Genomic DNA, 25,250 nt, shown 5'->3' on the forward strand with positions numbered 1-25,250 from the left:
GTCATGAGTAATACACTAACTGCGCCAAGCCGTTGGGAGCGCTTTAAAAACTCGGATTTCCTGTATTATTTTAAGAAAGACAAGGTAGCGATGGTTTGTTTCGCAGTCTTTCTAAGCTTTGCAACGGCGGCATTATTTGCGCCATTTATTGCACCGACTAATCCTTATGATCTGTCGTCAATTGACATTATGGACTCGGAATTGCCGCCTTCTTGGATGGAAGACGGTGATGAAAACTTCCTGCTCGGTACTGACGATCAAGGGCGTGATATTTTCTCCACCATTCTTTACGGCGCTCGCTTATCATTGACCATTGGTTTGCTGGCAGTTGCACTGCAGATGACGCTAGGTATCGTGATTGGCTTGACGGCAGGTTACTTCGGTGGACGTGTTGATAGCTTCTTAATGCGTGTGGCTGATGTGCAGTTATCGTTCTCAACCATGATGGTGGCGATCATTGTTTCTGCGATTTTCAGAACAGCGCTAGGAGCTGAAACCTATGCCCAATATGCGGTGATCATGCTGGTGGTGATCATTGGTATTGCTGAGTGTGCACAATACGCTCGTACTGTGCGTGCATCTGTACTAGCAGAGAAGAAGAAAGAGTATGTCGAAGCTGCAAAAGTCATGGGCTTTAGAGCGCCACGTATTATGTTCCGTCATATTCTGCCAAACTGCTTATCACCTATCTTAGTGATTTCAACGGTGCAGGTGGCGAACGCCATTATGTCAGAAGCGGCACTGTCATTCTTAGGTTTAGGTTTACCGGTAGATCAGCCATCTCTGGGTTCGCTTATCAGCATCGGCTTTAAATACATTTTCTCAGGTCAATGGTGGATCACCGCATTCCCTGGCATTGTGCTAGTGGTATTGGTGCTAGTGATCAACTTACTAGGTGACTGGCTACGTGATGTGTTTAACCCGAAAATCTATAAAGGTTAATAGCTGATATTTAGATAGTAAAAAGGCGACAGATGGTCTGTCTCTTATACACAAATCCCTAAGCCAATGCTTGGGGATTTTTTTGAACTAATTTTATGTTTCATGATCTGATCATCTAAGCAATGATAAGGATGATTATGATGACCTATATAGAACCAACTCTTTGGGCTCAAAAACAATTCGGTCAAGCCGATCTTAATGACCCAAGACGCACTCAAAGACTCGTTGCTCTAGCTACCTCTCTGGCTGAACAACCTGGTATCCCTATCTCAAAACTCATCATCTCCCCAGCCGATATGGAAGGGGCTTATCGCTTTATTCGTAATGACCAAATCAAAGCAGAAGATATTGCAGAAGCTGGATTCTATGTCACAGCACAAGAAGCTTTTGAACAACAAACACTGCTTGCATTGGAAGATACCACTTCTCTAAGTTACTCACATCACAGCATACAAGATACACTCGGGCATTCCAATCAAGGTAATCGACACCGAGCAATGTTCGTTCATTCAACGTTGCTTTTTGCTCCCGAAACTCACACTGTAGTTGGTTTAATCGAACAACAACGCTGGACCCGAGATATTGAAAAACGTGGTCAAAGACACCAGCATGCAACTCGACCATACAAAGAAAAAGAAAGTTATAAATGGGAACAAGCATCTCGCCATGTTGCAGAGCGACTAGGCGAGAAAATGTCAGAGGTTATTTCTGTATGTGATAGAGAAGCCGATTTATTCGAGTACCTCACTTACAAGCACGAGCAACAACAACGATTTATCGTTCGCTCAATGCAAAGTCGCTGTATCGAGGAGCATGATAATCGTCTTTATGACTACGCTTCCAAGTTGTTATCAGCAGGAAGCAAAGAGCTAAAAATACCGCAAAAAGGCGGTCGTAAGTCCCGCACGGCTCATCTAGACATCAAATATGCTCCCGTGACACTTAAGTCTCCCGCTAATAAAAAAGAGTTCGATAATATCTCTCTCTACTATGTTGGATGTATAGAGCAAGGTGAGAGTGACGACAAGCTCGCATGGCATTTACTGACATCAGAGCCTGTAACGAACAAAGAGGAAGCACTTAACATCGTCAGTTATTATGAGCGTCGTTGGCTGATAGAAGATTTTCACAAGGTTTGGAAAAGTGAAGGCACGCAAGTTGAACAACTGAGAATGCAAAGTAAAGATAACTTAGAAAGGCTCAGTGTTATTTTGGCATTTATTGCTACTCGTTTACTCCAGTTAAGATTTATGAACGAATCTAAAGAGTTATCTAGTAGCTGTTGTGAACGGGTGTTAAAAGGTAAAGCGTGGAAGCTTATGTGGTTAAAATTGGAGAAGAAAAAGCTGCCCAAAGAAGCACCAAATATATCGTGGGCTTACAAAAGTATTGCACGGTTAGGTGGTTGGAAAGATACCAAGCGGACGGGTCGCGCTTCTGTAAAGACATTATGGCAAGGATGGTTTAGGTTACAAACCATCCTTGAAGGATATGAACTAGCTAAGTCTCTTGAACACAATGACTTGTGATCAAGAGACAGACAGATGGTCGCCTTTTTTGATTTTCTATTGCTGTTAGTTGCTTGATGCTTTCCACTTTGTAAGTAGATCTTTTGCTAGTGCTTCGTTAGCGACAAACATACCAAACATGTTTTTAACTGTGCTGTCTTCTGTGATCAGTAAGTTGCGATCTTTAGCGATAATCTTAAAATTCATATCGTTGTCGCCTTCAGGGAAGTCGATAAATAGATTTTCACCTTGGATTGCCCAGCTAAGCTCCATTGATTCACCAGCTTCTTCAATCGTCACTTTATCAGCATTAAAGTGCATTTTTGCCATCATTGGATCTGGATTATGGCTTGTTGAATCGTCAGCAATGTAGAAGAACGTCTTATTGGCAAATGTTTCAGCGTAAACGGCTTCTTTATCGCGCAGATCTTTCTTACTCCACAGAATTAGATCACCGTCATTTTGTGGGACTGCTAGTGATACGTCATGAGTCATGTAGATGAACGTATCTGCTTCACCATCAGACACAATAGCATCACCATTGATAGTAAATTCACCTGTCGATGTTTTACCTGTGTTGTAGCGTGTCATTTCTAGCGTGTTAGCAGAAATAACTTTTGCGTGATCAATACCTTCTTGAGTCGCGAACGCTTTATTTAAGCTTACAGCCCACATTTCTTCGCCTGCAGCAAAGTAGCTTGCTGTGGTGTAAATTTCTTTACTTACCGCTTGGCCTTTTTCATCAAACTCAATGCTAATATTGTTCAGATCTTCTTTGTTGTTGATCTTTTCATCTAAGATTTTGCTGATGTCTGTGGTTGTTTTAACTAGTTTATCAGCATCGATAGATGCGATGGTTGTTGGTAGCGTTGTTGTAATTGAACGCGCAATCGCATGTACTTTCTGTGCATTATCATCACTTTCTTTTTGTGCAACATAGTCACCAGCAATGATGTTTAGTGGTAGATCTAGTTCACTTGCAAGTGCTTCTAATGTGATGTCTTTTGTGTGTGCCATTGTAGTAAAAGGCGTCACAGAAATTGTTTTATTTTCAATGTGATCGCTTGCAGAAACGATGTACTGGAAGTCGTTGCCTAACTTACCACTTTTATCTGAATCACTCGTAACCGATGCTTTTGCTGATACGATGATGTTGAATTTAGCGTCTTCTTTACTAATTTTTGCTTCACCGTTTTTGTCTGTCTTCACAGTTAATTTTTCATCTGTATCACAAGCATTATTGTTGTTGCGATCAATGCAGATTTCAGCGTTTGCTAGGTAACCGTCGATAGCTTTGATGGTGATAGCACTATTATCTGGTGTAGAAGTACCTGTTTCTGGCGCTGAAGAAGAATCGTCGTTACAGCCTGTAAGAGTTAGCGTAGCAAGAAGGGATGCTGCAACAAGAGACAGTTTAAATTGCATTTTCTAATTTCCTTAAACAATATGCATATTAAGTTGAGACCTAATTACACCCATAAAAAACAAGTGGTTAGGTGGTGTTTGGTGGCATATTATCGAGAGGAAAGATAAAAGCAATGGCAATAATCTGCTTATACCTTGGGTGAATATTAAATTTTATAAAATGTGATAGTAATAACGAAAATCTGCTGTACGGTATAATTCAAAAATTTGATCTTTATTCAATATTTAGACGAAAAAAGGCGACCAATTGGTCGCCTTTTTCTTTGTGCTTTAGCTTAGAACAGTAGGTGTGCCATGCCTGCAATCACAGGTAAGGTGACCAGTGTACGTAGGATGAAAATTACAAATAGCTCCCACGCTTTAACGGGTACTTTACTACCGATAAGCAGTGCACCAATTTCAGACATATAAATAAGCTGAGTCACTGACATTGCTGCGATGATGAAACGGGTCATGTCGCTTTCAATGGTTGATGCCAAAATAGATGGCAAGAACATATCTGCAAAACCTACCACAATTGTCTTTGACGCAGCTTCCGCTTCAGGAATGTGCAGCAATTCTAAGAACGGAATAAATGGCATGCCAAGGTAATCAAACAGTGGTGTGTTCTCTGCAATTACCAGAGCGATAGTACCAATTGCCATTACAACAGGTAGTACGCCAAACACCATATCTACTGCGTTTTTCACGCCATCTAGAGCAATCGCAGGAATACTTTTAACTTCAGCAGCTTTCTTCAGTGCTTGTTCTAAACCGTAAGAAATAACGTTGTGACCTTGCGGTACGCTTTCATCGTGTTTGCTCTCTTTTGTACCATCAATGTAGACATCTTTCTTACGTGATAGTGGTGGCAGACGAGGCACAATGACCGCTGCGACTAAACCTGCTAAACACACGGTTAAGTAGAACGGTACAAACATGTGTTCTAGGTTAACTTGCGCAATCACAACCAAGCTAAATGTGATAGAGACAGCTGAGAAAGTAGTACCAATGATCGCTGCTTCACGTTGAGTGTACATACCTGATTCGTACTGTTTACTGGTCAGTAGTACACCTACCGAGCCATCACCTAACCATGATGCAATACAGTTAACTGATGAGCGGCCTGGAAGACCAAAAATAGGGCGCATGATGCGAGTAAACAGAGTGCCGAAAAATTCCAGCAAACCAAAATTTAGCAGTAGTGGCAGCAGTAAGCCTGCAAAAATAAAGACTGAGAACAGAACAGGTAGCAGATCGTTTAATACCAAACCAACGGTCGCGTCAGTGCGGAACATCTCAGGGCCGACGTTAAAGTAAGCCATTACAGCAAAAATAGCGCCGAGCTGTTGCACGATAAACCACATTGGCGATGGGTTTAGTAAGCCATTTAAAAAGCCATTGCGAGTAACAAAGCCAAGCTTAAACACTTTAGTGATGATCGACATGATAGCTGTAAAGCTGATCACGCCCGTCACAATAGATGTCAGTGAATTTTCAAACTGAGCTTGAATGGTTTTCGCTAAAACAGCGATAGGGATTGTAATGTCACCATTGAAATTAATCGGTGCCATAAATAGGAACACACCAATTAATGATGGGATCAGGAACATAAGCCAATTGTTAATTGGGCTTTTTGGTGGTGGTGCTGCTGCTTGTTCTTGCATCTCGATTTACAACCTACTGATAGAAACTGCCGAATAAATGGGGGAATCCCATAGGTATGATAAGAATAACTATTCACTAGTTTTTCATATTTAAGGAGAGAGAGATTACATTTTTTGATCTAAACATGGAATAGATAGCTAGTAAAAAATGGTTACTTATGTAGATATTTTTTGTTTTTATTCGTTATATAGTGTTAATAAATAGATTTACTGTTGCTTAAGGTTATAAATATCAGAGCGTTACTCTGTTTTTGTTATAGTTGGTGATTGCGTTTTTATTCTCACTGTTTTTTAACGCGCTTTCATATCTGCAATATTATTACCAATAAGTAATAGTGTTTTTGTTTTTAATGCCATTATATTTCTATTTGTAACGGTTATAATTAATTCATCACATGACATGTTGTATTTTCCGCCTAAGCTGAATTATGACTTTATCAATCTATTGAGGTTTGCCATGACAGAACAACATCATAATCATTTTCACGTTGGTCAAATTATTGAAAACCACCCATTTGCAGCGGGAGATGGTGCTGTTCTGGAAATGTTCCGCAATGATATGACGAACGTTGTATTCATCGGTTTAGAAAACATCACTGAAGATGAGCAACAATTACTATCTCAATCAGGCGCAGAGTTTGGTGTATTAAGCACTGAAAATGGCGGTTGTTTAGTGGTACTGAAATTAGGTGAACTAGCCTTTGATATTCAGTTTAATGCAGCAGTGATCCCTGATGAATTTCTTGCGCAACCAGCAGAAGATACAACAACACTGACATTAAATATGATGGCGGTAGATACTCGCAGTAATGAAATGAAAGTGATCCGTGAGTTTTCATTACCAGCTGAGATCAGCCAAAAAATGATCGCAGTTGTTAACAAGCAGCGTGAAATTAACGATGCGATGGCAGTAAATGCAGAGAATATGCACTTACTTAATACCATCAGCACTGAAGAGCTGCTAAAACAAATTACTCTAACGCAGATCCAAAGTGTCGTCGCACCAAGCTGTAGCTGCGGTCACGATCATCACCACCATCACTAAGCTTTGAAAGATTTTAAAAACACCGCCTTGTGCGGTAACACCTATCACTTAAGAAATTGATTGGTTGCACGATCTTTCAGATAGTTAAAAATACCCTCAGTTTTGCAAAACTGGGGGTATTTTTTATGTTGTCACATTGGCTCATTGATGTAGATGCGTTTGCAGCACCAGAATCACTCTCATTATTTCAAAGAGACTTACCTCTTGAGTGGATTCAACAAGCATTAGATGAAACCAATAAGGCCAGTATACGCAGACGAAAATTACCTGCGGAATTGGTTGTTTGGTTAATCGTTGGAATTGGCCTATATCGTAATAGATCGATAACCGATGTCTTGAATAAACTTGATTTGCAATTATCGCGATCACAAGGTGATTCTATTGCACCAAGTGCTATCCCTCAGGCGCGAAAACGATTGACAGCACAGCCTCTAAAAGCACTTTTCTCACTCACTGCCAAATATTGGACGAAAGCCGAAGATAGCGGAGACACATGGAAAGGCTTACGCCTTTTCTCTGTCGATGGAACTCAATTTAGAAGTCATGATACTCCAGAATTAGCGAGTCACTTTCAGTATGTCAAACACGGTAAGATACAGCATACAGAATACCCTATCGTCAGGTTATGTGCTTTATGCTCCCTTCGTAGTCGATTAATACACAACGTAGCATTTGGTCCCAGCAATATTGGTGAAGAGAACTATGCTAAACAGCTTATATCCTCAATAACGCCAGATTCTTTAACTATTTTTGACCGATGTTATCTTGGCGCCGAGTTGATGATTAATTGGCAACGTCAGCATGATTCGAGTCATTGGATGACTCCAATTAAATCAAATACGCGATATACCGTCATTAAGCAGCTTGATGAAGCAGGACGAGATTTGATTGTAGAAATGGATGTATCCAAATATGCAAGAGCTAAAGACCCAAGCCTTCCTGAAAAATGGCAAGCTCGATTAGTGCTTTATCCAGAAAAAACTCAAAAATATCATATCCAAGGGCTTCTTACTTCCTTAGTTGGTGAGCATTATAGCTATCAAGCTTTGCTTGATGTTTATTTCGAACGTTGGGAGATAGAAAACAGTTATGGTGAAATAAAACATGACATGCTTGAAGATGAAATATTATTGCGTAGTCAATCAGTAGAAGGTATTGAGCAAGAAATATGGGGAATATTGATAGCTTATAATCTTGTTCGCTTAGAAATAAGTAGAATAGCGGCAGAAGCGAATGTTTCACCATTACGGATAAGTTTTATGATGGCGTTAAGAGATATTCAAGATGAATTAATGTGGTGTGCCATCGCTTCGCCAGGTTCAATTCCTCAAAAACTGAGAGCAATGAGAAAACAAGTAAAGCGTTACATATTACCTGAAAGAAAAAAACGGCCCAAGCAGAGAGCCGTTCGTATCAATAAAACTCGTTATCCAGTTCGTTCCAAACACCTTAAGTGATAGGTGTTAGCCTTGTGCGGTGTTTTTTTTCATCTGAATAAACTGATGTCGTTATGATCAGAAAACGTAAGATGCACCGAAGACAAAAGCATTATTGGTATTATCGGTACCATTTCCTTGATTGCGATACTCAAAGTAAGGCTGAACACCTAAGCGAGTCCAAGTGGCACGAAGCTCGTGATCCATTGAGTTATCAGCATCCCCATCATTTCGTACATAGACATTGTTATAACTCAGTGCGAGCTGTTCTGTTGCACTATAGCTAATGCGGTTATCAAAACGAATTTGATCTTCACCGTCTTTCACAAAGTGATAGCGCGTTCGGTTACTGATTGAAATACCATTATCGAAGTTATAACCAATTTTCACTAAAGGGCGCTCCTGCACCGTTTCACCGTTATTGATTAAATGGTGATAACCAATCGCCACCCATAGATGATCATTAAACGCGTAGCTTTGCTCAATACCTAATGTGATGTAAGGGGAATAACCTTCACGCGCGTCTTGAATCGTATCGTCGTCGTATTTACCTAAAGAGATGCCATCAAACTCAGTCAAAATGGTGGTGCCTGTATCAAAGGTATGTCCAGCCTCAAGGGTAGATGTAGCATTAGGTTGTGCATCGGTATGGAACTGCACATTACCTGTGACATAGGAAGAGTCGGCAAATGCATTTGATGCGAATACGATAGGTAGGATGCTTAGAGTTAGAATCTTTTTCATGCTTAATTTCCTTTGTTAAATAAAGCGCACTATGCGTTCAGGCTGGGGCTGATTTGTGGCTTAAAAATTAAATTGTTTAGGCTTGTAATCATCTTGCGAGAATTATTTGGCTTAGAAAATCGCAGTGAAAAAGAGTGAGATCTTGAGCAAAAATAAAGCAGATAAAAGAACTTAAATGTTTTTAATCAGTTGGTTATAAAAAGTAAAAAAAGCTAATAGATGTAAAAAGGTGACGTTGATTGCCTTTATTGATCAGAAATCACCTATAAAAAGTATGGAGATCACGCCAGTTTTAGCTTTTAGTTAATTTTAGGGGTGAAATAAGCGATCTGACTCACGAATAAATAGCACTATATTCACTTGTTTTATGTGTATTACGGCTAGCGAATAATTGTGATCTCATTCGATAAACAAGAAAACAATGTTTTTTATTTGTTTTCTTTCGTGCTGACTTATTATAAAAATAAACTCAAGAGTTTACTTTTTGTTGAGGTTTACCATGAAAAAAGCGATTGTTGGCGTGTTACTCGGGTTTATGGCGATGACATCTCTTCCTGCACAAGCAGATAAGTGGGGAGATTGGGGTGAATGGGGCGCTCGACAAAAAGGACGCGTTGAACGTGCAGCTATTTGCGGTCGTGATGGTTATATCTTTAGAGTGAGAGATGCTTTTTATGTTGCGAAGTACCAATCAGGAAAACGCTTTGCGGTTGGCGTTCCTGTGAAGGCACGATTTGGTCGTAACAAATGGGTCAAAATCGAAGGGATCAAAAATGATGAGTACTACATTCTAAAAGGAAAGTACTACAGCATTGCCAATGCAAAGGCACAAGCCTGTAATTTATGGTAAACCTCGCCATTTAGTCTACTGACATTGAAAGTGGTGTTGAGACAATCAATCTAGCTATTGCAAAAAGGGCTTTGAACAACTGCTGTTCAAAGCCCTTTTCTAAATTCATTTCTTCAGTAAGAAGTGCAATGTCTTACTTGTTGTTGCCGCTTTTGTATAGAGAAGAAAAAGCTGGAGTGTATAGAGCAACAATTTTATTTACGATGCGAGTCATGGAATTACCTATAAAGTTTAAGCTGTTTTTTACTGTACAACCTTCGCCCAACCCTGAGATATATAGGCATTCGGTCGTGTTTCGATGCGCGCCATTATAGGTATTTTTATTAGCGTGAAAAATGAAAAAAACTAGTATTTTGATATTAGTTTTTCTAATGAATTGGTGGTGTGTGTTGATAAGTAAAAATACGCTTTTAAGCTGAGCTATTCCGGTATCGTTGATAAAAGTAATACCATAAAAAAAGGCGATGTATTTCACTACATCGCCTTATCTATATTAGGTTCGTTTTAATGCTTAGCGCATTGTCACGAATTCCTCAGAGCCTGTTGGGTGAATAGCCACAACGCTATCAAAATCAGCTTTCGTTGCGCCCATCTTCATCGCTACACCAAAGCCTTGGATCATTTCGTCAACCGCGAAACCAATACCGTGTAGACCGACTACTTTCTCGTCATCGTAAGCACAGATCAGCTTCATCTTACATGGTTGACGGTGCGCAGTAACGGCTGTGTACATTGCTGTGAAGCCTGACTTGTACACTTTCACGTTTTCTTCGCCGTATTGCTCAATCGCTTCCGCTTCAGTAAGGCCGATAGTACCAATTGGTGGGTGGCTAAATACCACTGTTGGAACTAACTTGTAGTCCATCTTCGCATCAGGTTTGTTGTTAAATAGACGCTCAGAAAGCTGGCGACCTGCTTTAACAGCAACAGGCGTTAGTTCGATACCACCTTCCATGATATCGCCTACACAGTAGATACCAGGAACGTTAGTTTGTTGGTATTCATCAACTTTGATGAAACCACGGTTATTGGTTTCAACACCCGCAGCAGCTAGGTTGATGGCATCTGTGGTTGGCTCACGACCGATAGCCCAGATCAGTACGTCAGTGTTGTGTGATTCACCGTTTTCAAAGTACAGCGTGATTGAGCCGTCTTTTTCTTTCACTACTTCTTTTGGCACAGAGTGCGTATGTAGTGATGGACCTTCAGCAGCCATAACTTCAACTAGCGTATCTACAATCATTGGATCGAAGCTACGTAGTGGTGATTCTTTACGTACGAACAGGTGAGTATCTGTACCTAGTGCATTTAATACACCTGCGATTTCAACTGCGATGTAACCTGCACCAATGATAGCGGCACGTTTTGGTTGCTCTTTTAGTTCGAAGAAACCGTTAGAGTCGATACCGTAGTGTGCGCCTTGGATTGCAGGAATTGATGGACGACCACCAACAGCAATAAGAATGTGATCAGCTGTGTAGTGTTCACCGTTTACTTCTACTGTTTTCTGGTCAACAAAATGGGCAAAACCGTTGATCACTTCAACTTTGTTATTGCCTAGTACGTTGTCGTAAGAAGTGTGGATACGGCTGATGTATGCTTCGCGGCTTTCAACCAGTTTGCTCCAGTCAAAACCTTTTACATCGACATTGAAGCCGTAATCTTTTGCGTAAAGGTGCATAGCTTCAGCGATTTGAGCGCCGTGCCACATTACTTTTTTAGGCACACAACCCACGTTTACACATGTACCGCCTAGTGCTTTTGCTTCGATAAGCGCTACTTTAGCACCATACATTGCAGCACGGTTTGCCGATGCAATACCGCCGCTACCACCGCCGATACAGATGTAATCAAAATGCTTTGCCATGACTTTACTCCGTTAATTCTTTTTGATGTTCAATACGAGCTATTGACCTAGTGTAATAAAGATTGGGGTGTCTGACGAGGATTTAAAATCGGAAAATACGATTGATTTGCTATAAATTCATCGATAATTGGGATTGTGGCACGGATTATTTGATACAGGCGGAGGGCTCCGCCTGTATTTTTCTGGGGTGGGAGGCTTACTCAGGCACAATCCACTCAACGGTATGATGACCATGATTTGGTGCAATGGCTTGTTGTAACCAAGGTAGAATTTCACGCATTTGGCTTTCTAGCTTCCATGGTGGGTTGATCACAATCATGCCTGAAGCTGTCATGCCACGCTCTTCACTGTCAGGTTCTACACCTAATTCGATTTGCAGGATTTTACGGATCTCTAGATCTTTTAAACCTTGGATCATCTTATCGATGGTCTCGCGATAAACCACAGGGTACCAAATTGCATAGGTACCCGTTGCCCAACGCTGGTGGCTTTGCTTGATCGCTTTTACCACATCTTGGTATTCGTGCTTTAGTTCGTAAGGGGGATCGATAAGTACCACACCACGACGCTCTTTTGGCGGCAAGCTGGCTTTTAGGCGAGCAAACGCATCTTCTTTATAGATCTTTACTTGGCGATCACCACGGAACTCTTGCAGTAGCAGTGGAAAATCACTTGGGTGTAGCTCAGTTAACACCATGCGGTCTTGGTCGCGTATTTGCGCTCGTGCCACTTTCGGTGAACCTGGGTAGTAACGTAACTCTTCACCGTCGTTTAGGGCTTTGATTGCCTCAATGTAGCTAGCAATTTCTGCTGGCATATCATCACGAGACCAAATTCGGGCGATACCTTGCTTAAACTCACCGGTTTTTTCGCTGCGCTCATCTTGCAGATCGTAACGACCAACACCTGAGTGGGTATCGTGATAGACGAAAGGTTTATCTTTTTGCTTGAGTGCATCCAGAATTAAGCTTTGAACAATGTGTTTAACCACATCGGCATGGTTGCCTGCGTGGAAGCTGTGACGGTAACTCAGCATGAAATCAGTCTCTATCAGTGTATAAAGGAAGGGTTATAGCGCCGTATTATCGTTAATTCTCAACTATTATCCAACTATGGTGCGACGCTTTCGGTTTTTCATCGGATGTGAAATGCCGTATTGCTAATAATTTTCACTCCGTAAATAGCGCTAAGGATTGAAATTTACCCGTGGTGGGCGCATGTTAAGAATAAGATAAAAATAAAGGAAACGCTTATGTCCAACCCATTATTGACGATGACAGATTTGCCACCGTTTGCTCACATCAAGCCTGAGCACATTAAACCTGCGGTAGAAAAAGCCATTGCAGATTGCCGTGAAAACGTTGAATCCGTATTGATGGAAATGGCAGAGCCGACGTGGGAAACCATTTGTGCGCCATTAGCTGAAACGGATGATCGCTTAAGTCGTATCTGGTCACCGGTTGGACACCTGAACGGGGTGAAAAACAGCCCTGAGCTGCGTGAAGCGTATGAAAGTTGCCTACCATTACTGTCTGATTACAGCACTTGGTTAGGTCAGCACAAAGGCTTATACGAAGCGTATAAAGCACTAAAAGCAAGCGATAAATTTGCTGAGCTTAGCAAAGCACAGCAAAAATCAATCAAAGATGCCTTAAAAGAATTTGAGCTATCAGGGATTGGTTTGCCAGCTCAAGAGCAAGCTCGCTACGGTGAGATCAGCAAGCGTTTATCTGAGCTATCTTCTAAATTCAGCAACAATGTACTTGATGCCACCATGGCGTGGAGCAAGGTGATCACAGATGTTGAGCAGCTAAGCGGCCTACCTGAATCAGTATTGCTCGCAGCGAAAGCTAACGCAGAAGCCAAAGGCGAAGAGGGCTATTTATTTACCCTAGATATGCCATCTTACCTGCCTGTTATGACCTACTGTGATAACCGCGAGTTACGTGCTGAAATGTATGAAGCTTTCGGTACTCGTGCATCGGATCGTGGTCCTAATGCTGGTGAGTTCGATAACACCGAAGTGATTGCTGAGAAGTTAAAACTAAGCCATGAGCTTGCACGCATGCTTGGTTTTAATAGCTACAGTGAAAAATCACTGGCAACAAAAATGGCGGAATCTACTGAGCAAGTACTTGGCTTTTTAAACGATTTAGCTGATCGCGCAAAACCTCAAGGTGAGCGTGAAGTGGCTGAGCTTCGTGACTATGCTCGTAACGAGTTCGGTGTTGAAACATTAGAGCCGTGGGATTTTGCATACTACTCAGAGAAGTTAAAACAACACCGTTACAGCATTTCTGATGAAGAGCTTCGTCCATACTTCCCTGAGAAGAAAGTGGTAGCTGGTCTATTTGAAGTGCTTAAGCGCGTATTTGGTCTTGAGATTAAAGAGCGTGATGGTGTGGAAGTGTGGCATGAGTCGGTGAAATTTTACGATATCTTCGACAATAAAGGCACACTACGTGGCAGTTTCTATCTTGATCTCTACGCTCGTGAGCACAAGCGTGGCGGTGCATGGATGGATGAATGTGTGGTGCGTCGTACACGCATCGACGGTAGTCTACAAACGCCAGTCGCTTACCTAACCTGTAACTTTAACCGTCCAGTGGGTGATAAGCCTGCGTTATTTACTCATAACGAGGTAGTAACCTTATTCCACGAAACAGGTCACGGTATCCACCACATGTTAACGCAAGTGGACGTTGCAGCCGTTTCGGGTATCAACGGTGTGCCATGGGATGCGGTAGAGCTACCAAGCCAGTTCTTAGAAAATTGGTGTTGGGAAGAAGAAGCGCTAGCGTTTATTTCTGGTCACTATGAGACAGGCGAGCCGCTACCAAAAGCAATGCTGGATAAGATGCTGGCGGCGAAGAACTTCCAATCAGCGATGTTTATTTTACGTCAGCTTGAGTTTGGTCTGTTCGATTTCACGCTATACACCGAATACGATCCAGAAGTGGGTGCACAGGTGTTAGATACCTTATTTAAAGTGAAATCACGTGTATCAGTGGTTCCAAGCCCAGAATGGGGACGTTTCCCACACAGCTTTAGTCATATTTTTGCTGGTGGCTACAGCGCAGGCTATTACAGCTACTTGTGGGCGGAATTATTGTCTTCTGATGCGTTCTCACGCTTTGAAGAGGAAGGAATTTTCAATCCGCTAACAGGACAAGACTTCTTAACTTGTATCCTTGAGCAAGGTGGTAGTGAAGAGCCAATGGCGCTATTCAAACGCTTCCGTGGTCGAGAGCCTGAGCTAGATGCAATGCTGCGTCATAGCGGTATTACAGGTTAATGTAATAAGTGCAGTGAGTGACTGAGGATGGTCACTTGCTGCATGCAATTAGTGTAGAGAGCAGTATTCATGGATAGATACGGGGCGATAGCTCGCCAGTCAAAAGGATTTAGCCTCATCGAATTGGTTATCGTGATTGTCATTTTAGGCATTCTCGCCGTCACTGCAGCCCCGCGATTTTTATCTATTTCATCAGATGCAACCAAAGCGTCGCTAAACGGCATAGCTGGTAGTGTGCGTACCGTGATTGATTTGGTGGAATACAAAGCCATTATGCAAGGCAAAGAGCATCAATATGGTGTGGAAGTCGATGTGGATGGTAATAAAATCTTTACCTACTTTGGAGCTCCTCGCGCTAAATGGACAGCAGGTAGTGATCATGATGGTTTGATGACGATTATGACGCAGGATTTTAAGTACTTAGGTAACGCAAGTGGCTTTAGCAAAGATAAGGTTGAGACAACACCTTGTACTGATGCAGAGTTCTGTGTGATTGATCAAATTCGCCCTGGTAAGGTGTTTCCTGAGACTGATGGTTGGTCGCTGGCAATTATACCGCAAGGTAAAACCCTGCAAGATAAGTGCTTTGCATATTATTCTGCCAAAATGGATGAAGCCACTCAGCAAGTGCTATCTAAGAAAATTTCTACTCAAGAAGATGGTTGTTAACACTGATATTTTCTAACGCTAATTGAGATAAAGAAAAGGCTCCTAACGGCTGTCTCTTATACACAAATCCCTAAGCCAATGCTTGGGGATTTTTTTGAACTAATTTTATGTTTCATGATCTGATCATCTAAGCAATGATAAGGATGATTATGATGACCTATATAGAACCAACTCTTTGGGCTCAAAAACAATTCGGTCAAGCCGATCTTAATGACCCAAGACGCACTCAAAGACTCGTTGCTCTAGCTACCTCTCTGGCTGAACAACCTGGTATCCCTATCTCAAAACTCATCATCTCCCCAGCCGATATGGAAGGGGCTTATCGCTTTATTCGTAATGACCAAATCAAAGCAGAAGATATTGCAGAAGCTGGATTCTATGTCACAGCACAAGAAGCTTTTGAACAACAAACACTGCTTGCATTGGAAGATACCACTTCTCTAAGTTACTCACATCACAGCATACAAGATACACTCGGGCATTCCAATCAAGGTAATCGACACCGAGCAATGTTCGTTCATTCAACGTTGCTTTTTGCTCCCGAAACTCACACTGTAGTTGGTTTAATCGAACAACAACGCTGGACCCGAGATATTGAAAAACGTGGTCAAAGACACCAGCATGCAACTCGACCATACAAAGAAAAAGAAAGTTATAAATGGGAACAAGCATCTCGCCATGTTGCAGAGCGACTAGGCGAGAAAATGTCAGAGGTTATTTCTGTATGTGATAGAGAAGCCGATTTATTCGAGTACCTCACTTACAAGCACGAGCAACAACAACGATTTATCGTTCGCTCAATGCAAAGTCGCTGTATCGAGGAGCATGATAATCGTCTTTATGACTACGCTTCCAAGTTGTTATCAGCAGGAAGCAAAGAGCTAAAAATACCGCAAAAAGGCGGTCGTAAGTCCCGCACGGCTCATCTAGACATCAAATATGCTCCCGTGACACTTAAGTCTCCCGCTAATAAAAAAGAGTTCGATAATATCTCTCTCTACTATGTTGGATGTATAGAGCAAGGTGAGAGTGACGACAAGCTCGCATGGCATTTACTGACATCAGAGCCTGTAACGAACAAAGAGGAAGCACTTAACATCGTCAGTTATTATGAGCGTCGTTGGCTGATAGAAGATTTTCACAAGGTTTGGAAAAGTGAAGGCACGCAAGTTGAACAACTGAGAATGCAAAGTAAAGATAACTTAGAAAGGCTCAGTGTTATTTTGGCATTTATTGCTACTCGTTTACTCCAGTTAAGATTTATGAACGAATCTAAAGAGTTATCTAGTAGCTGTTGTGAACGGGTGTTAAAAGGTAAAGCGTGGAAGCTTATGTGGTTAAAATTGGAGAAGAAAAAGCTGCCCAAAGAAGCACCAAATATATCGTGGGCTTACAAAAGTATTGCACGGTTAGGTGGTTGGAAAGATACCAAGCGGACGGGTCGCGCTTCTGTAAAGACATTATGGCAAGGATGGTTTAGGTTACAAACCATCCTTGAAGGATATGAACTAGCTAAGTCTCTTGAACACAATGACTTGTGATCAAGAGACAGACAGATGGTCGCCTTTTTTGATCGTATTTGATACTTAGTCTTGTGACGTTACCACCATTGGTCAACCCATGTCAGTTTGACGGGTCGCTTCTTGGTGCAGTTCACTGCGGGTCAGTGGGTTGTTGATCAACCATTTGGCGGGCAATAGCAGGGTAATTTTTTCCCCGTCGACTTGCAGGCTAAATGGTGCCAAACAACGAGTATCACGACGATGACAAACAATCACCGCAATACGTAATAGACGCAGTAAACGGGCTGCACTTTGTGCTGATAACGCATGTTGTTCAGGTAAGCTGGTGAGTGGTCCTGTGTAACGACGCAAGATCTCAGCCAGCAAGTTACGCTGTGCGCGGGTAAAGCCTGGTAAATCAAGGTGCTTGATCAGATAAGCCGCATGCTCTGCGCTTTTCTTAAACTCAATACTAGCGCCGATTTCGTGCAGTTTTACTGCCGCTTCCAAGATGTTTTGTGCTTGTGGTTCAAGTTGCCAATTCGGGCATTGGCTTAACATCGACATTGCCATGTCGTTGACAATATCGGCATGTTCGGTATCAATTTGGAAGCGTTGTTGGACACTCTCAATGGTACGGGTACAGACATCATGATGGCGCATTTGATCCATCATTTCATACACCATACCTTCACGCAGTGCGCCACAAGCTAAGGTCATAGATTCGATTTTTAATGACTCAAATAGTGCGATTAAAATCGACAAACCACTTGGGAATACCAAGGCACGTTCAAGGGTGAGACCTTCAATATCAAGATCTTCTAGACGTTCATACTGCATGGCTTGACGTTGTAAACGCTTTAGCTTTTGCAGGGTGATAATTTCATCCATCCCTTGTGCAAGCATGATTTCTTGTAGCGCTTGAACGGTACCACTGGCACCTACACAGCTTTCCCAGCCCAGCGCAGTGTAACGGTCGATGATAGGTTCAATGGCTTCTTTTGCACCATTGATCGCTGCATCGAAGTTTGCGGAGGTCAAGCTGCGATCTTTAAAGTAGCGCTCAAGCCAAGTGACACAGCCAATTTTAAGGCTAGTGAGGGCACTTGAATCAAACCCTTCACCGATGATCACTTCGGTACTGGCGCCACCAATATCGACCACTAAGCGTTTATCGCTACCACCAGAGGTATGCGCCACACCTTGATAGATAATGCGGGCTTCTTCTTCACCCGGAATAATGTTGACCGGATAACCAAGGATCATTTTCGCCTTGGAAAGAAATTCTTCTGCGTTCACCGCTGTGCGTAGCGCAGCTGTACCGACGATACGGATATGATCTGCTTTGATATCTTGTAAGCGTTCGGCAAATAGCGCTAAGCAGTCTAGACCGCGCTGCATCGCTTCTTCACTGAGTACGTTCTGGCTGTTAAGACCAGCAGCTAAACGCACTTTACGTTTAATTTTAGCTAACGTCTGAACACTGCCATTCACTTCGCGCACGATCCACATGTGGAAACTGTTTGAGCCTAAATCGATAGCGGCATAAAGCGGTGATACTGAATTTCTTTCCATAGACATACTTACTTCTAATTATTATGCAGGCTTATTGTTTTGGGGACGACGGCGATTATTACGCGAACGTTGTTGTCCCTGACCTTGGCCTTGGCGTTGAGTATTACGGCGACTACCTTGGCGCGGATTACGCTGTAAGCGGATCGGTGCTGGTAGATCTTCTAGCAGTGCATCGGAATCATATTTTGATTGTGGGATACCGTGTTCGATGTAGGTTTCGATCGTCGGTAAGTTAATCGCGTATTCTTCACAAGCAAAGCTGATAGAGTGACCGCTTGCGCCTGCACGACCAGTACGACCAATGCGGTGTACGTAATCTTCTGCATCGTCTGGCAGATCGTAGTTAAACACATGCGTTACTGCAGGAATATGTAAACCACGGGCTGCAACGTCAGTCGCCACTAAGATATCAATATCACCTTTTGTGAATTGATCAAGGATACGCTCACGTTTTTTCTGTGGTACATCGCCAGTCAAAAGACCAACACGGTGACCGTCAGCAGCTAGGTGACCCCAAACATCTTCACAGCGGTGCTTAGTGTTAGCGAAGATAATTGCACGCTCTGGACATTCTTCTTCGATTAACGTTTGTAGCAAACGCATTTTCTCTTGATTTGAAGGGTAGAACAGCTCTTCTTGAATGCGGTGACCTGTTTTTTGCTCAGGCTCAACAATCACGCTTTCAGGGCTATTCATGTGCTCAAACGCAAGCTCTTTCACTCGGTATGATAGGGTTGCCGAGAACAATAGGCTTAAACGCTCAGTTGGTGCTGGCATACGGCGGAACAAGAAGCGGATATCTTTAATAAAGCCAAGATCGAACATGCGATCCGCTTCATCAAGTACAACAACTTGAATGCTATTTAGCTCAATAACACGCTGCTTGTAGAAATCAATAATACGGCCACACGTACCGATCAAGATATCTACGCCTTCATCAAGAATCGCTTTTTGCTTCTCGTAAGGTTCACCGCCGTAAGCAAGACCAGCCTTAAGGCCTGTGCTCGCAATCAGAGAAGATGCGTCGTTATAAATTTGGATCGCCAATTCACGCGTTGGGGCCATGATAATGGCACGCGGTTGATTGGTTTTGCGATGCGCAGGCGCTGCAGTCTCCAGTAAGTGGTTAAAAGTAGCGGTTAGGAAGGCAATGGTTTTACCCGTACCTGTTTGAGCCTGTCCCGCAATGTCGTGGTCAGAGAGCATAACTGGCAATGCCAAGGCTTGGATCGGGGTGCAATTATGGAACCCTTTATCTTCCAATCCTTTTAAAACTAGAGGGTTTAACCCTAGCTCGGCAAATTTCTGCTCTGTGATGTGAGTCGTCTTCATTGCTATAGAATATCAGCTTAGGGTTGCAATACGAAACGTATTCCATTCAAATAGGAGATCGATTTGCTGGTCAAAATAAGATCGGCTAACAAAATCAACTGTTGGAGTGGAAGATGAGCGACAAGATTGTGCAGCTTACAGATGCGAGTTTTGACACTGATGTTATCAATGCTGCTGGCCCTGTATTAGTCGATTTTTGGGCTGAATGGTGTGGTCCATGTAAAATGATTGCCCCTATTCTTGACGAAATCGCTGATGAATACGAAGGCAAACTGACTATCGGTAAACTAAATATCGATCAGAATGCGGGTACACCACCAAAATTTGGTATTCGTGGTATCCCGACATTACTACTGTTCAAAGACGGTGGTGTAGCGGCAACGAAAGTTGGTGCATTGTCGAAAACTCAGCTTAAAGAATTCCTAGACGCGAACCTTTAAGTGCAATTATTACAAACCATGGACAATTTCTAAGTTGTGCATGGTTTGTCTAACGTCTATGCTAGACGGATAGAACGTTTAGTGTTACCTTAGCGCACAGAAATTACATTTTCGTTCATTTCTTGACCAGGCCCTATTGGTCATCCTTATCTCAACTAATATAGAACCCCGATTTTGACAGACAAGAAACCCACCACTATGAACCTTACAGAACTGAAGAGCCAACCGATTTCTAAGTTGGTTGCACTTGGCGAAAGTTTAGGATTAGAAAACCTTGCCCGCTTGAGAAAGCAAGACATCATCTTCTCCATCCTCAAGCAACATGCGAAAAGTGGTGAGGATATTTTTGGCGATGGTGTTCTAGAAATTTTACAAGATGGCTTCGGCTTCCTACGTAGTGCAGATAGTTCTTACCTTGCTGGCCCAGATGATATTTACGTATCTCCAAGTCAAATCCGTCGTTTTAACCTTCGTACTGGCGATACTATTGCCGGAAAGATCCGTCCACCTAAAGACGGTGAACGTTACTTCGCACTACTGAAAGTTAACGAAGTAAACTACGACAAGCCAGACAACGCCCGCAACAAGATCCTATTTGAAAACCTTACACCGCTACACGCAAACTCTCGTATGCGTATGGAGCGTGGTAACGGCTCTACAGAAGACATCACCGCACGTGTTCTTGATTTAGCATCACCAATCGGTAAAGGCCAACGTGGTCTGATCGTTGCTCCGCCAAAAGCGGGTAAAACCATGCTACTTCAAAACATTGCGCAAAGTATTGCCCACAACCACCCTGAGTGTGAGTTGATGGTATTGCTTATCGACGAACGTCCTGAAGAAGTAACAGAGATGCAGCGCCTAGTTAAAGGTGAAGTGATTGCATCAACGTTCGATGAGCCAGCATCTCGTCACGTACAAGTGGCAGAAATGGTAATTGAAAAAGCAAAACGTCTAGTTGAGCACAAGAAAGATGTGGTTATCCTACTTGATTCAATTACTCGTCTAGCACGTGCATACAATACCGTTATTCCTTCATCTGGTAAGGTACTAACAGGTGGTGTTGATGCTAACGCGCTACACCGTCCTAAGCGTTTCTTCGGTGCTGCACGTAACGTAGAAGAAGGCGGTAGCTTAACTATCATCGCAACAGCGCTAGTAGATACTGGCTCTAAGATGGATGAAGTTATCTACGAAGAATTTAAAGGTACAGGTAACATGGAACTTCACCTTTCTCGCAAGATCGCTGAGAAACGTGTATTCCCTGCTATTGATATCAACCGCTCTGGTACTCGTCGTGAAGAGCTATTGGCGAAAGCTGATGAGCTACAGAAGATGTGGATCCTACGTAAGATCGTTCACCCAATGAGCGAAACTGACAGCATGGAATTCTTAATTGATAAACTATCAATGACGAAGACTAACGATGAATTCTTTGATGCGATGCGTCGTCAGAAATCATAATACGCTGTACTGAGTCACAGATTTTGAAAACGTCGCCTACGGGCGGCGTTTTTTATTGACAGAAATCACCTTGTACTGCGATGGTATGGGCAAGGAAGAAGAGTTTTACTTCGTTAGGGAGGCGTTATGTTACGACATTGGTGTGCACTAGGCCTGCTGATAGCCTCGGCATTACAGCCTGTTTCTGCGACAGAAATTACCGAAGCGAAAATCCAGCATATTAAGCAAATGCCACAATTTGTCGCTCATATTGAAGCGCTCAAACCTTATTACGATCACAGTGATTTTCAGTCATTGGAAATTCTGCTTGATCAACTCCCGCCATTAACTCAAGAAGTGGCTCGTAGCCAATTGATCAAATACGCCGATGAAGTCGGTAGTTTTAACACTGCTCGTATTGCGTGGCTGAAAATTCAAGCGAAGCGACAATCACCGTTTACCATTACCGAGCAAGGTGATGGTTATACCGTTAACCGAATGGCTTTCTTTTATAGTAATCAAGCCAACGGATTGCTGCGTGAGTGGAAAAAAGACTTAGTGAGCCAGCGTGCTGTGATTAATTTAGAGCGTGGAAAACTGACGTTATCTGAATGGCTAAAAGGCGATTTAGAACAGCAACAGAAGCGCAGCCAAGTGATAGCACGTGCGATCCCGCAATTATCACCGCCCGCAATTAATGCGCTAGTTGAGCAGTTTCATTCTGATCCTCAGCTGATTTGGCTGCCAGATAACAGCATCTTAGCCACCTTAGCTGCACACTCTAATGATGCGAAGTTATATGATGTGTTATGGCGTCGCCGTACTGATCAATACAGCTTGGCGGAATTAACCCGTTTATCTCAAATTACTGCTTCAGATTTTGTGGTAGACCAATTAATTGCAGCAACGGCGAATCCTTCTTTAAAAGAGCCTGCATACCGCGCCTTAACCAGTTTTAAGCCATTGTCAGATACAGCCAAAACCTTTTTACAGAATCAGTTAGGTAATGAAATAGAACGTTTGTTGATCACGCCTCACTTGCTTAAGCAAGGCCATGGTCACTGGTTGCAACAACTCTTAACCGCTAGCAGTGATCCTGATTTAGTTGCTCATATTGAAGAGCTGTTATCGATGGACTCTGTGTCTACAATTAAACCCTAACCCCTTTATTTACTAGGGTTATAGCCAGCTTAATTGAAACATCTTGTGGTTAAATTAGACCGCAGAACGGGTGTTTTAGCCTCTACAACTGGTTATACTAGCGAAAATCATTCTCATCACTACGCTGTTATTTTCAGTTATGGCGTAGCTCAATCGTGGTATCAGATATGAAATTCAAGGATCTGCGAGACTTCATTGCGTATTTAGAGCAAAACGGGCAATTGAAGCGAATTAAACAAGCAGTCGATCCCGATCAAGAAATAACGGAAATTAGCGATCGCACTTTACGTGCTGGTGGCCCTGCGCTTTTGTTTGAAAATCCTATTGGTTACAACATGCCTGTGCTTGCCAACTTGTTTGGTACGCCACAGCGTGTAGCGATGGGAATGGGGCGCACAGAAGTTAAAGAGTTGCGCGAAGTTGGTAAATTATTAGCGTATTTAAAAGAGCCCGAGCCACCTCGTGGTTTTCGTGAAGCGTTAGATAAGATCCCCGCATTTAAGCAAGTGCTGAACATGCCCGTGAAACGCCTACGTAACGCACCATGCCAAGAAATTGTGTGGCAAGGTGATGAGGTTGATTTAGATAAAATCCCAGTGATGAGCTGTTGGCCTGATGATGTGGCACCATTGCTAACATGGGGCTTAACTATTACTAAAGGCCCACATAAAAAGCGCCAAAACTTAGGGATTTATCGTCAGCAAAAAATCGCAAAAAATAAAATCATTATGCGCTGGTTAGCTCACCGTGGTGGTGCGTTAGATCTACGTGAATGGATGGAAACTCATCCCGGTGAGAAGTTCCCAATTACAGTCGCTTTTGGTGCTGATCCTGCCACGATTTTAGGTGCAGTAACGCCAATTCCAGATACCTTATCTGAGTACGCATTTGCAGGCTTACTGCGTGGGCGTCGTACTGAAGTGGTGAAAAGTTTAACCAATGATTTAGATGTGCCAGCAAGCGCTGAAATTGTCATGGAAGGCTATATCGACCCTGAAGAATTTGCGGATGAAGGCCCGTATGGCGATCACACGGGTTACTATAACGAGAAAGAGCGTCATCACGTCTTTACTATCACGCATATCACCATGCGTAACGATCCGATTTATCACAGTACTTACACCGGTCGTCCGCCCGATGAGCCTGCGGTATTAGGTGTGGCACTGAACGAAGTGTTTGTGCCGATTTTGCAAAAGCAATTTCCTGAGATAGTTGATTTCTACCTGCCACCTGAAGGTTGTTCATACCGCATGGCGGTGGTGACGATGAAGAAGCAATATCCGGGTCATGCCAAACGTGTGATGATGGGCGTATGGTCTTTCTTGCGTCAGTTCATGTACACCAAGTATGTGATTGTGTGCGATGAAAGTGTCGATGCCCGTAATTGGGACAGTGTGGTGTCTGCGATGACAACTCACATGGAGCCTGTACGTGACACATTGTTCATTGATAACACCCCAATTGACTCATTAGATTTTGCTTCGCCTGTGGTTGGGCTTGGTTCTAAAATGGGCTTAGATGCAACGGTGAAATGGGATGCTGAGCTTGCTAGTACATCATCGACTGCAGCCAAATATGATGAGCAATTTGATGTTGAAGCGGGCATTGCTGCTTTGCGTGACGCTTATCCTGAGATCATTGATATTGACTTACCGACGGCAAGTAAGCAGCAGATGGCGATTGTAAGTATTACCAATACCGAAGCGGATCAAGCACAGCGTGTGATGCAAGGTGTTTGGGACTTCATGGCGCAGTTTAGTGATGCAAAATTTGTCATCTTGTGTGATCAAGACGTCAACGTGCGTGATTGGAACGATGTTATTTGGGCGATCACTACACGTATGGATCCTAGCCGTGATACGGTACAGCTAGCGCCAACATTAGACCAAAGTAGTAAGCTTGGACTAGATGCTACTAATAAATGGCCTGATGCTGTGGCACGTGAATGGGGCAACCCAATAGTTAAGAATCCGCAAGTTGTCGCAAGAATAGATGCGATTTGGGACCAACTTGGGATCGAGAAGTAACGGTTTATCGCTATACTGAGCGGTAGAGTGAGTATTATTTATTGCTGCTTCAAATAGTCAGTAGTAAGAGAAAATTATGTATCAAGTACGCCTGTTGCCAAACAACATCACCTTTACTGCGTCAACGCAGCAAACGGTATTACAAGCAGCGCTCGACGCAGGCATTACTTTTCCCAATCGCTGTCAGGTAGGGGCATGTGCTATGTGTATGTGCCGTAAAACATCCGGTGAAGTGAGTTATCAGTTAGAGCCAATGCTCACTGAAAAAGAACAAGCGGAAGGATGGATTTTTACCTGCCAAGCGGTAGCGGAAAGTGACTTGGTGTTAACGTTAGACTAGAGG

At 42.8% G+C, this 25,250-nt stretch carries 20 protein-coding genes; 13 read left to right on the top strand and 7 right to left on the bottom strand.

What is annotated here, in order from left to right; all coding sequences use genetic code 11:
* The first annotated feature begins 3 nt into the window (after window positions 1-3).
* Window positions 4-942, top strand: a complete 939-nt coding sequence (locus Q7674_RS07055; RefSeq protein ID WP_305423392.1) for an ABC transporter permease — start codon at window positions 4-6, stop codon at window positions 940-942.
* Window positions 943-1,082: 140 nt separating this feature from the next.
* Window positions 1,083-2,471, top strand: a complete 1,389-nt coding sequence (locus Q7674_RS07060) for an IS4 family transposase (RefSeq protein ID WP_305422587.1) — start codon at window positions 1,083-1,085, stop codon at window positions 2,469-2,471.
* A 45-nt stretch (window positions 2,472-2,516) separates the two neighbouring features.
* Here Q7674_RS07060 and Q7674_RS07065 read toward each other — a convergent pair whose 3' ends face one another.
* Window positions 2,517-3,875 carry a hypothetical protein gene (locus Q7674_RS07065; protein WP_045066478.1) on the bottom strand — a complete coding sequence of 453 codons (1,359 nt, stop codon included), beginning with the start codon at window positions 3,873-3,875 and terminating at the stop codon, window positions 2,517-2,519.
* A 275-nt stretch (window positions 3,876-4,150) separates the two neighbouring features.
* Window positions 4,151-5,521: a YjiH family protein gene (locus Q7674_RS07070; RefSeq protein ID WP_305423394.1), complete on the bottom strand. Its 1,371-nt coding sequence runs from the start codon at window positions 5,519-5,521 to the stop codon at window positions 4,151-4,153.
* 457 nt (window positions 5,522-5,978) lie between these two features.
* On the opposite strand from Q7674_RS07070, the gene Q7674_RS07075 reads away from it, so the two are divergent.
* The gene (locus Q7674_RS07075) at window positions 5,979-6,566 is read left to right on the top strand and encodes a hypothetical protein (protein WP_008988270.1); all 588 of its coding nucleotides are present in this window, start codon (window positions 5,979-5,981) and stop codon (window positions 6,564-6,566) included.
* 125 nt (window positions 6,567-6,691) lie between these two features.
* On the top strand, window positions 6,692-8,023 hold the full coding sequence (locus Q7674_RS07080; RefSeq protein ID WP_045066500.1) for an IS4 family transposase: 1,332 nt from the start codon (window positions 6,692-6,694) through the stop codon (window positions 8,021-8,023).
* A 57-nt stretch (window positions 8,024-8,080) separates the two neighbouring features.
* On the opposite strand, the gene Q7674_RS07085 is transcribed toward Q7674_RS07080, so the two are convergent.
* Window positions 8,081-8,746: an oligogalacturonate-specific porin KdgM family protein gene (locus Q7674_RS07085; protein ID WP_045066430.1), complete on the bottom strand. Its 666-nt coding sequence runs from the start codon at window positions 8,744-8,746 to the stop codon at window positions 8,081-8,083.
* 499 nt (window positions 8,747-9,245) lie between these two features.
* On the opposite strand from Q7674_RS07085, the gene Q7674_RS07090 reads away from it, so the two are divergent.
* Window positions 9,246-9,596 carry a hypothetical protein gene (locus tag Q7674_RS07090; protein WP_305423397.1) on the top strand — a complete coding sequence of 117 codons (351 nt, stop codon included), beginning with the start codon at window positions 9,246-9,248 and terminating at the stop codon, window positions 9,594-9,596.
* A gap of 511 nt (window positions 9,597-10,107) precedes the next feature.
* Here the strand turns inward: Q7674_RS07090 and gorA are convergent.
* Together gorA and Q7674_RS07100 are read right to left on the bottom strand one after the other, a co-directional pair.
* A complete protein-coding gene (gorA, locus tag Q7674_RS07095; RefSeq protein ID WP_305423399.1) occupies window positions 10,108-11,463 on the bottom strand; it encodes a glutathione-disulfide reductase in 1,356 nt (451 codons plus the stop codon).
* A gap of 196 nt (window positions 11,464-11,659) precedes the next feature.
* A complete protein-coding gene (locus tag Q7674_RS07100; protein WP_045066437.1) occupies window positions 11,660-12,499 on the bottom strand; it encodes a 23S rRNA (adenine(2030)-N(6))-methyltransferase RlmJ in 840 nt (279 codons plus the stop codon).
* A gap of 216 nt (window positions 12,500-12,715) precedes the next feature.
* On the opposite strand from Q7674_RS07100, the gene prlC reads away from it, so the two are divergent.
* The 3 genes from prlC to Q7674_RS07115 all read left to right on the top strand — a co-directional run bounded on the left by prlC (window position 12,716) and on the right by Q7674_RS07115 (window position 16,968).
* On the top strand, window positions 12,716-14,758 hold the full coding sequence (prlC, locus tag Q7674_RS07105; RefSeq protein WP_107229736.1) for an oligopeptidase A: 2,043 nt from the start codon (window positions 12,716-12,718) through the stop codon (window positions 14,756-14,758).
* Between the two features lie 69 nt (window positions 14,759-14,827).
* Window positions 14,828-15,427 carry a type II secretion system protein gene (locus tag Q7674_RS07110; protein WP_045066438.1) on the top strand — a complete coding sequence of 200 codons (600 nt, stop codon included), beginning with the start codon at window positions 14,828-14,830 and terminating at the stop codon, window positions 15,425-15,427.
* A 152-nt stretch (window positions 15,428-15,579) separates the two neighbouring features.
* Window positions 15,580-16,968: an IS4 family transposase gene (locus Q7674_RS07115; protein ID WP_305422587.1), complete on the top strand. Its 1,389-nt coding sequence runs from the start codon at window positions 15,580-15,582 to the stop codon at window positions 16,966-16,968.
* A 72-nt stretch (window positions 16,969-17,040) separates the two neighbouring features.
* On the opposite strand, the gene gppA is transcribed toward Q7674_RS07115, so the two are convergent.
* Both gppA and rhlB read right to left on the bottom strand, forming a co-directional pair.
* On the bottom strand, window positions 17,041-18,504 hold the full coding sequence (gene gppA, locus Q7674_RS07120) for a guanosine-5'-triphosphate,3'-diphosphate diphosphatase (protein ID WP_305423401.1): 1,464 nt from the start codon (window positions 18,502-18,504) through the stop codon (window positions 17,041-17,043).
* A 21-nt stretch (window positions 18,505-18,525) separates the two neighbouring features.
* The gene (gene rhlB / locus Q7674_RS07125; RefSeq protein ID WP_305423403.1) at window positions 18,526-19,836 is read right to left on the bottom strand and encodes an ATP-dependent RNA helicase RhlB; all 1,311 of its coding nucleotides are present in this window, start codon (window positions 19,834-19,836) and stop codon (window positions 18,526-18,528) included.
* Between the two features lie 113 nt (window positions 19,837-19,949).
* Between rhlB and trxA the strand changes: the two genes are divergently transcribed.
* From trxA to Q7674_RS07150, 5 genes are all read left to right on the top strand, one after another.
* Window positions 19,950-20,276, top strand: coding sequence for a thioredoxin TrxA (gene trxA / locus Q7674_RS07130; RefSeq protein WP_008988261.1), 327 nt, complete (start codon window positions 19,950-19,952; stop codon window positions 20,274-20,276).
* A 198-nt stretch (window positions 20,277-20,474) separates the two neighbouring features.
* Entirely contained in the window at window positions 20,475-21,740 is a 1,266-nt protein-coding gene (rho, locus tag Q7674_RS07135) for a transcription termination factor Rho (RefSeq protein ID WP_008988260.1), read from the top strand.
* 126 nt (window positions 21,741-21,866) lie between these two features.
* Window positions 21,867-22,880: a hypothetical protein gene (locus Q7674_RS07140; RefSeq protein WP_045066390.1), complete on the top strand. Its 1,014-nt coding sequence runs from the start codon at window positions 21,867-21,869 to the stop codon at window positions 22,878-22,880.
* Window positions 22,881-23,047: 167 nt separating this feature from the next.
* Complete coding sequence (gene ubiD / locus Q7674_RS07145) at window positions 23,048-24,907, top strand: 4-hydroxy-3-polyprenylbenzoate decarboxylase (protein WP_045066389.1); 1,860 nt, start codon at window positions 23,048-23,050, stop codon at window positions 24,905-24,907.
* A 73-nt stretch (window positions 24,908-24,980) separates the two neighbouring features.
* Window positions 24,981-25,247, top strand: coding sequence for a 2Fe-2S iron-sulfur cluster-binding protein (locus Q7674_RS07150; protein ID WP_043129103.1), 267 nt, complete (start codon window positions 24,981-24,983; stop codon window positions 25,245-25,247).
* The last annotated feature ends 3 nt before the right edge of the window (window positions 25,248-25,250 follow it).

This window comes from Photobacterium leiognathi (genome assembly GCF_030685535.1).
GTDB lineage: Bacteria > Pseudomonadota > Gammaproteobacteria > Enterobacterales > Vibrionaceae > Photobacterium > Photobacterium leiognathi.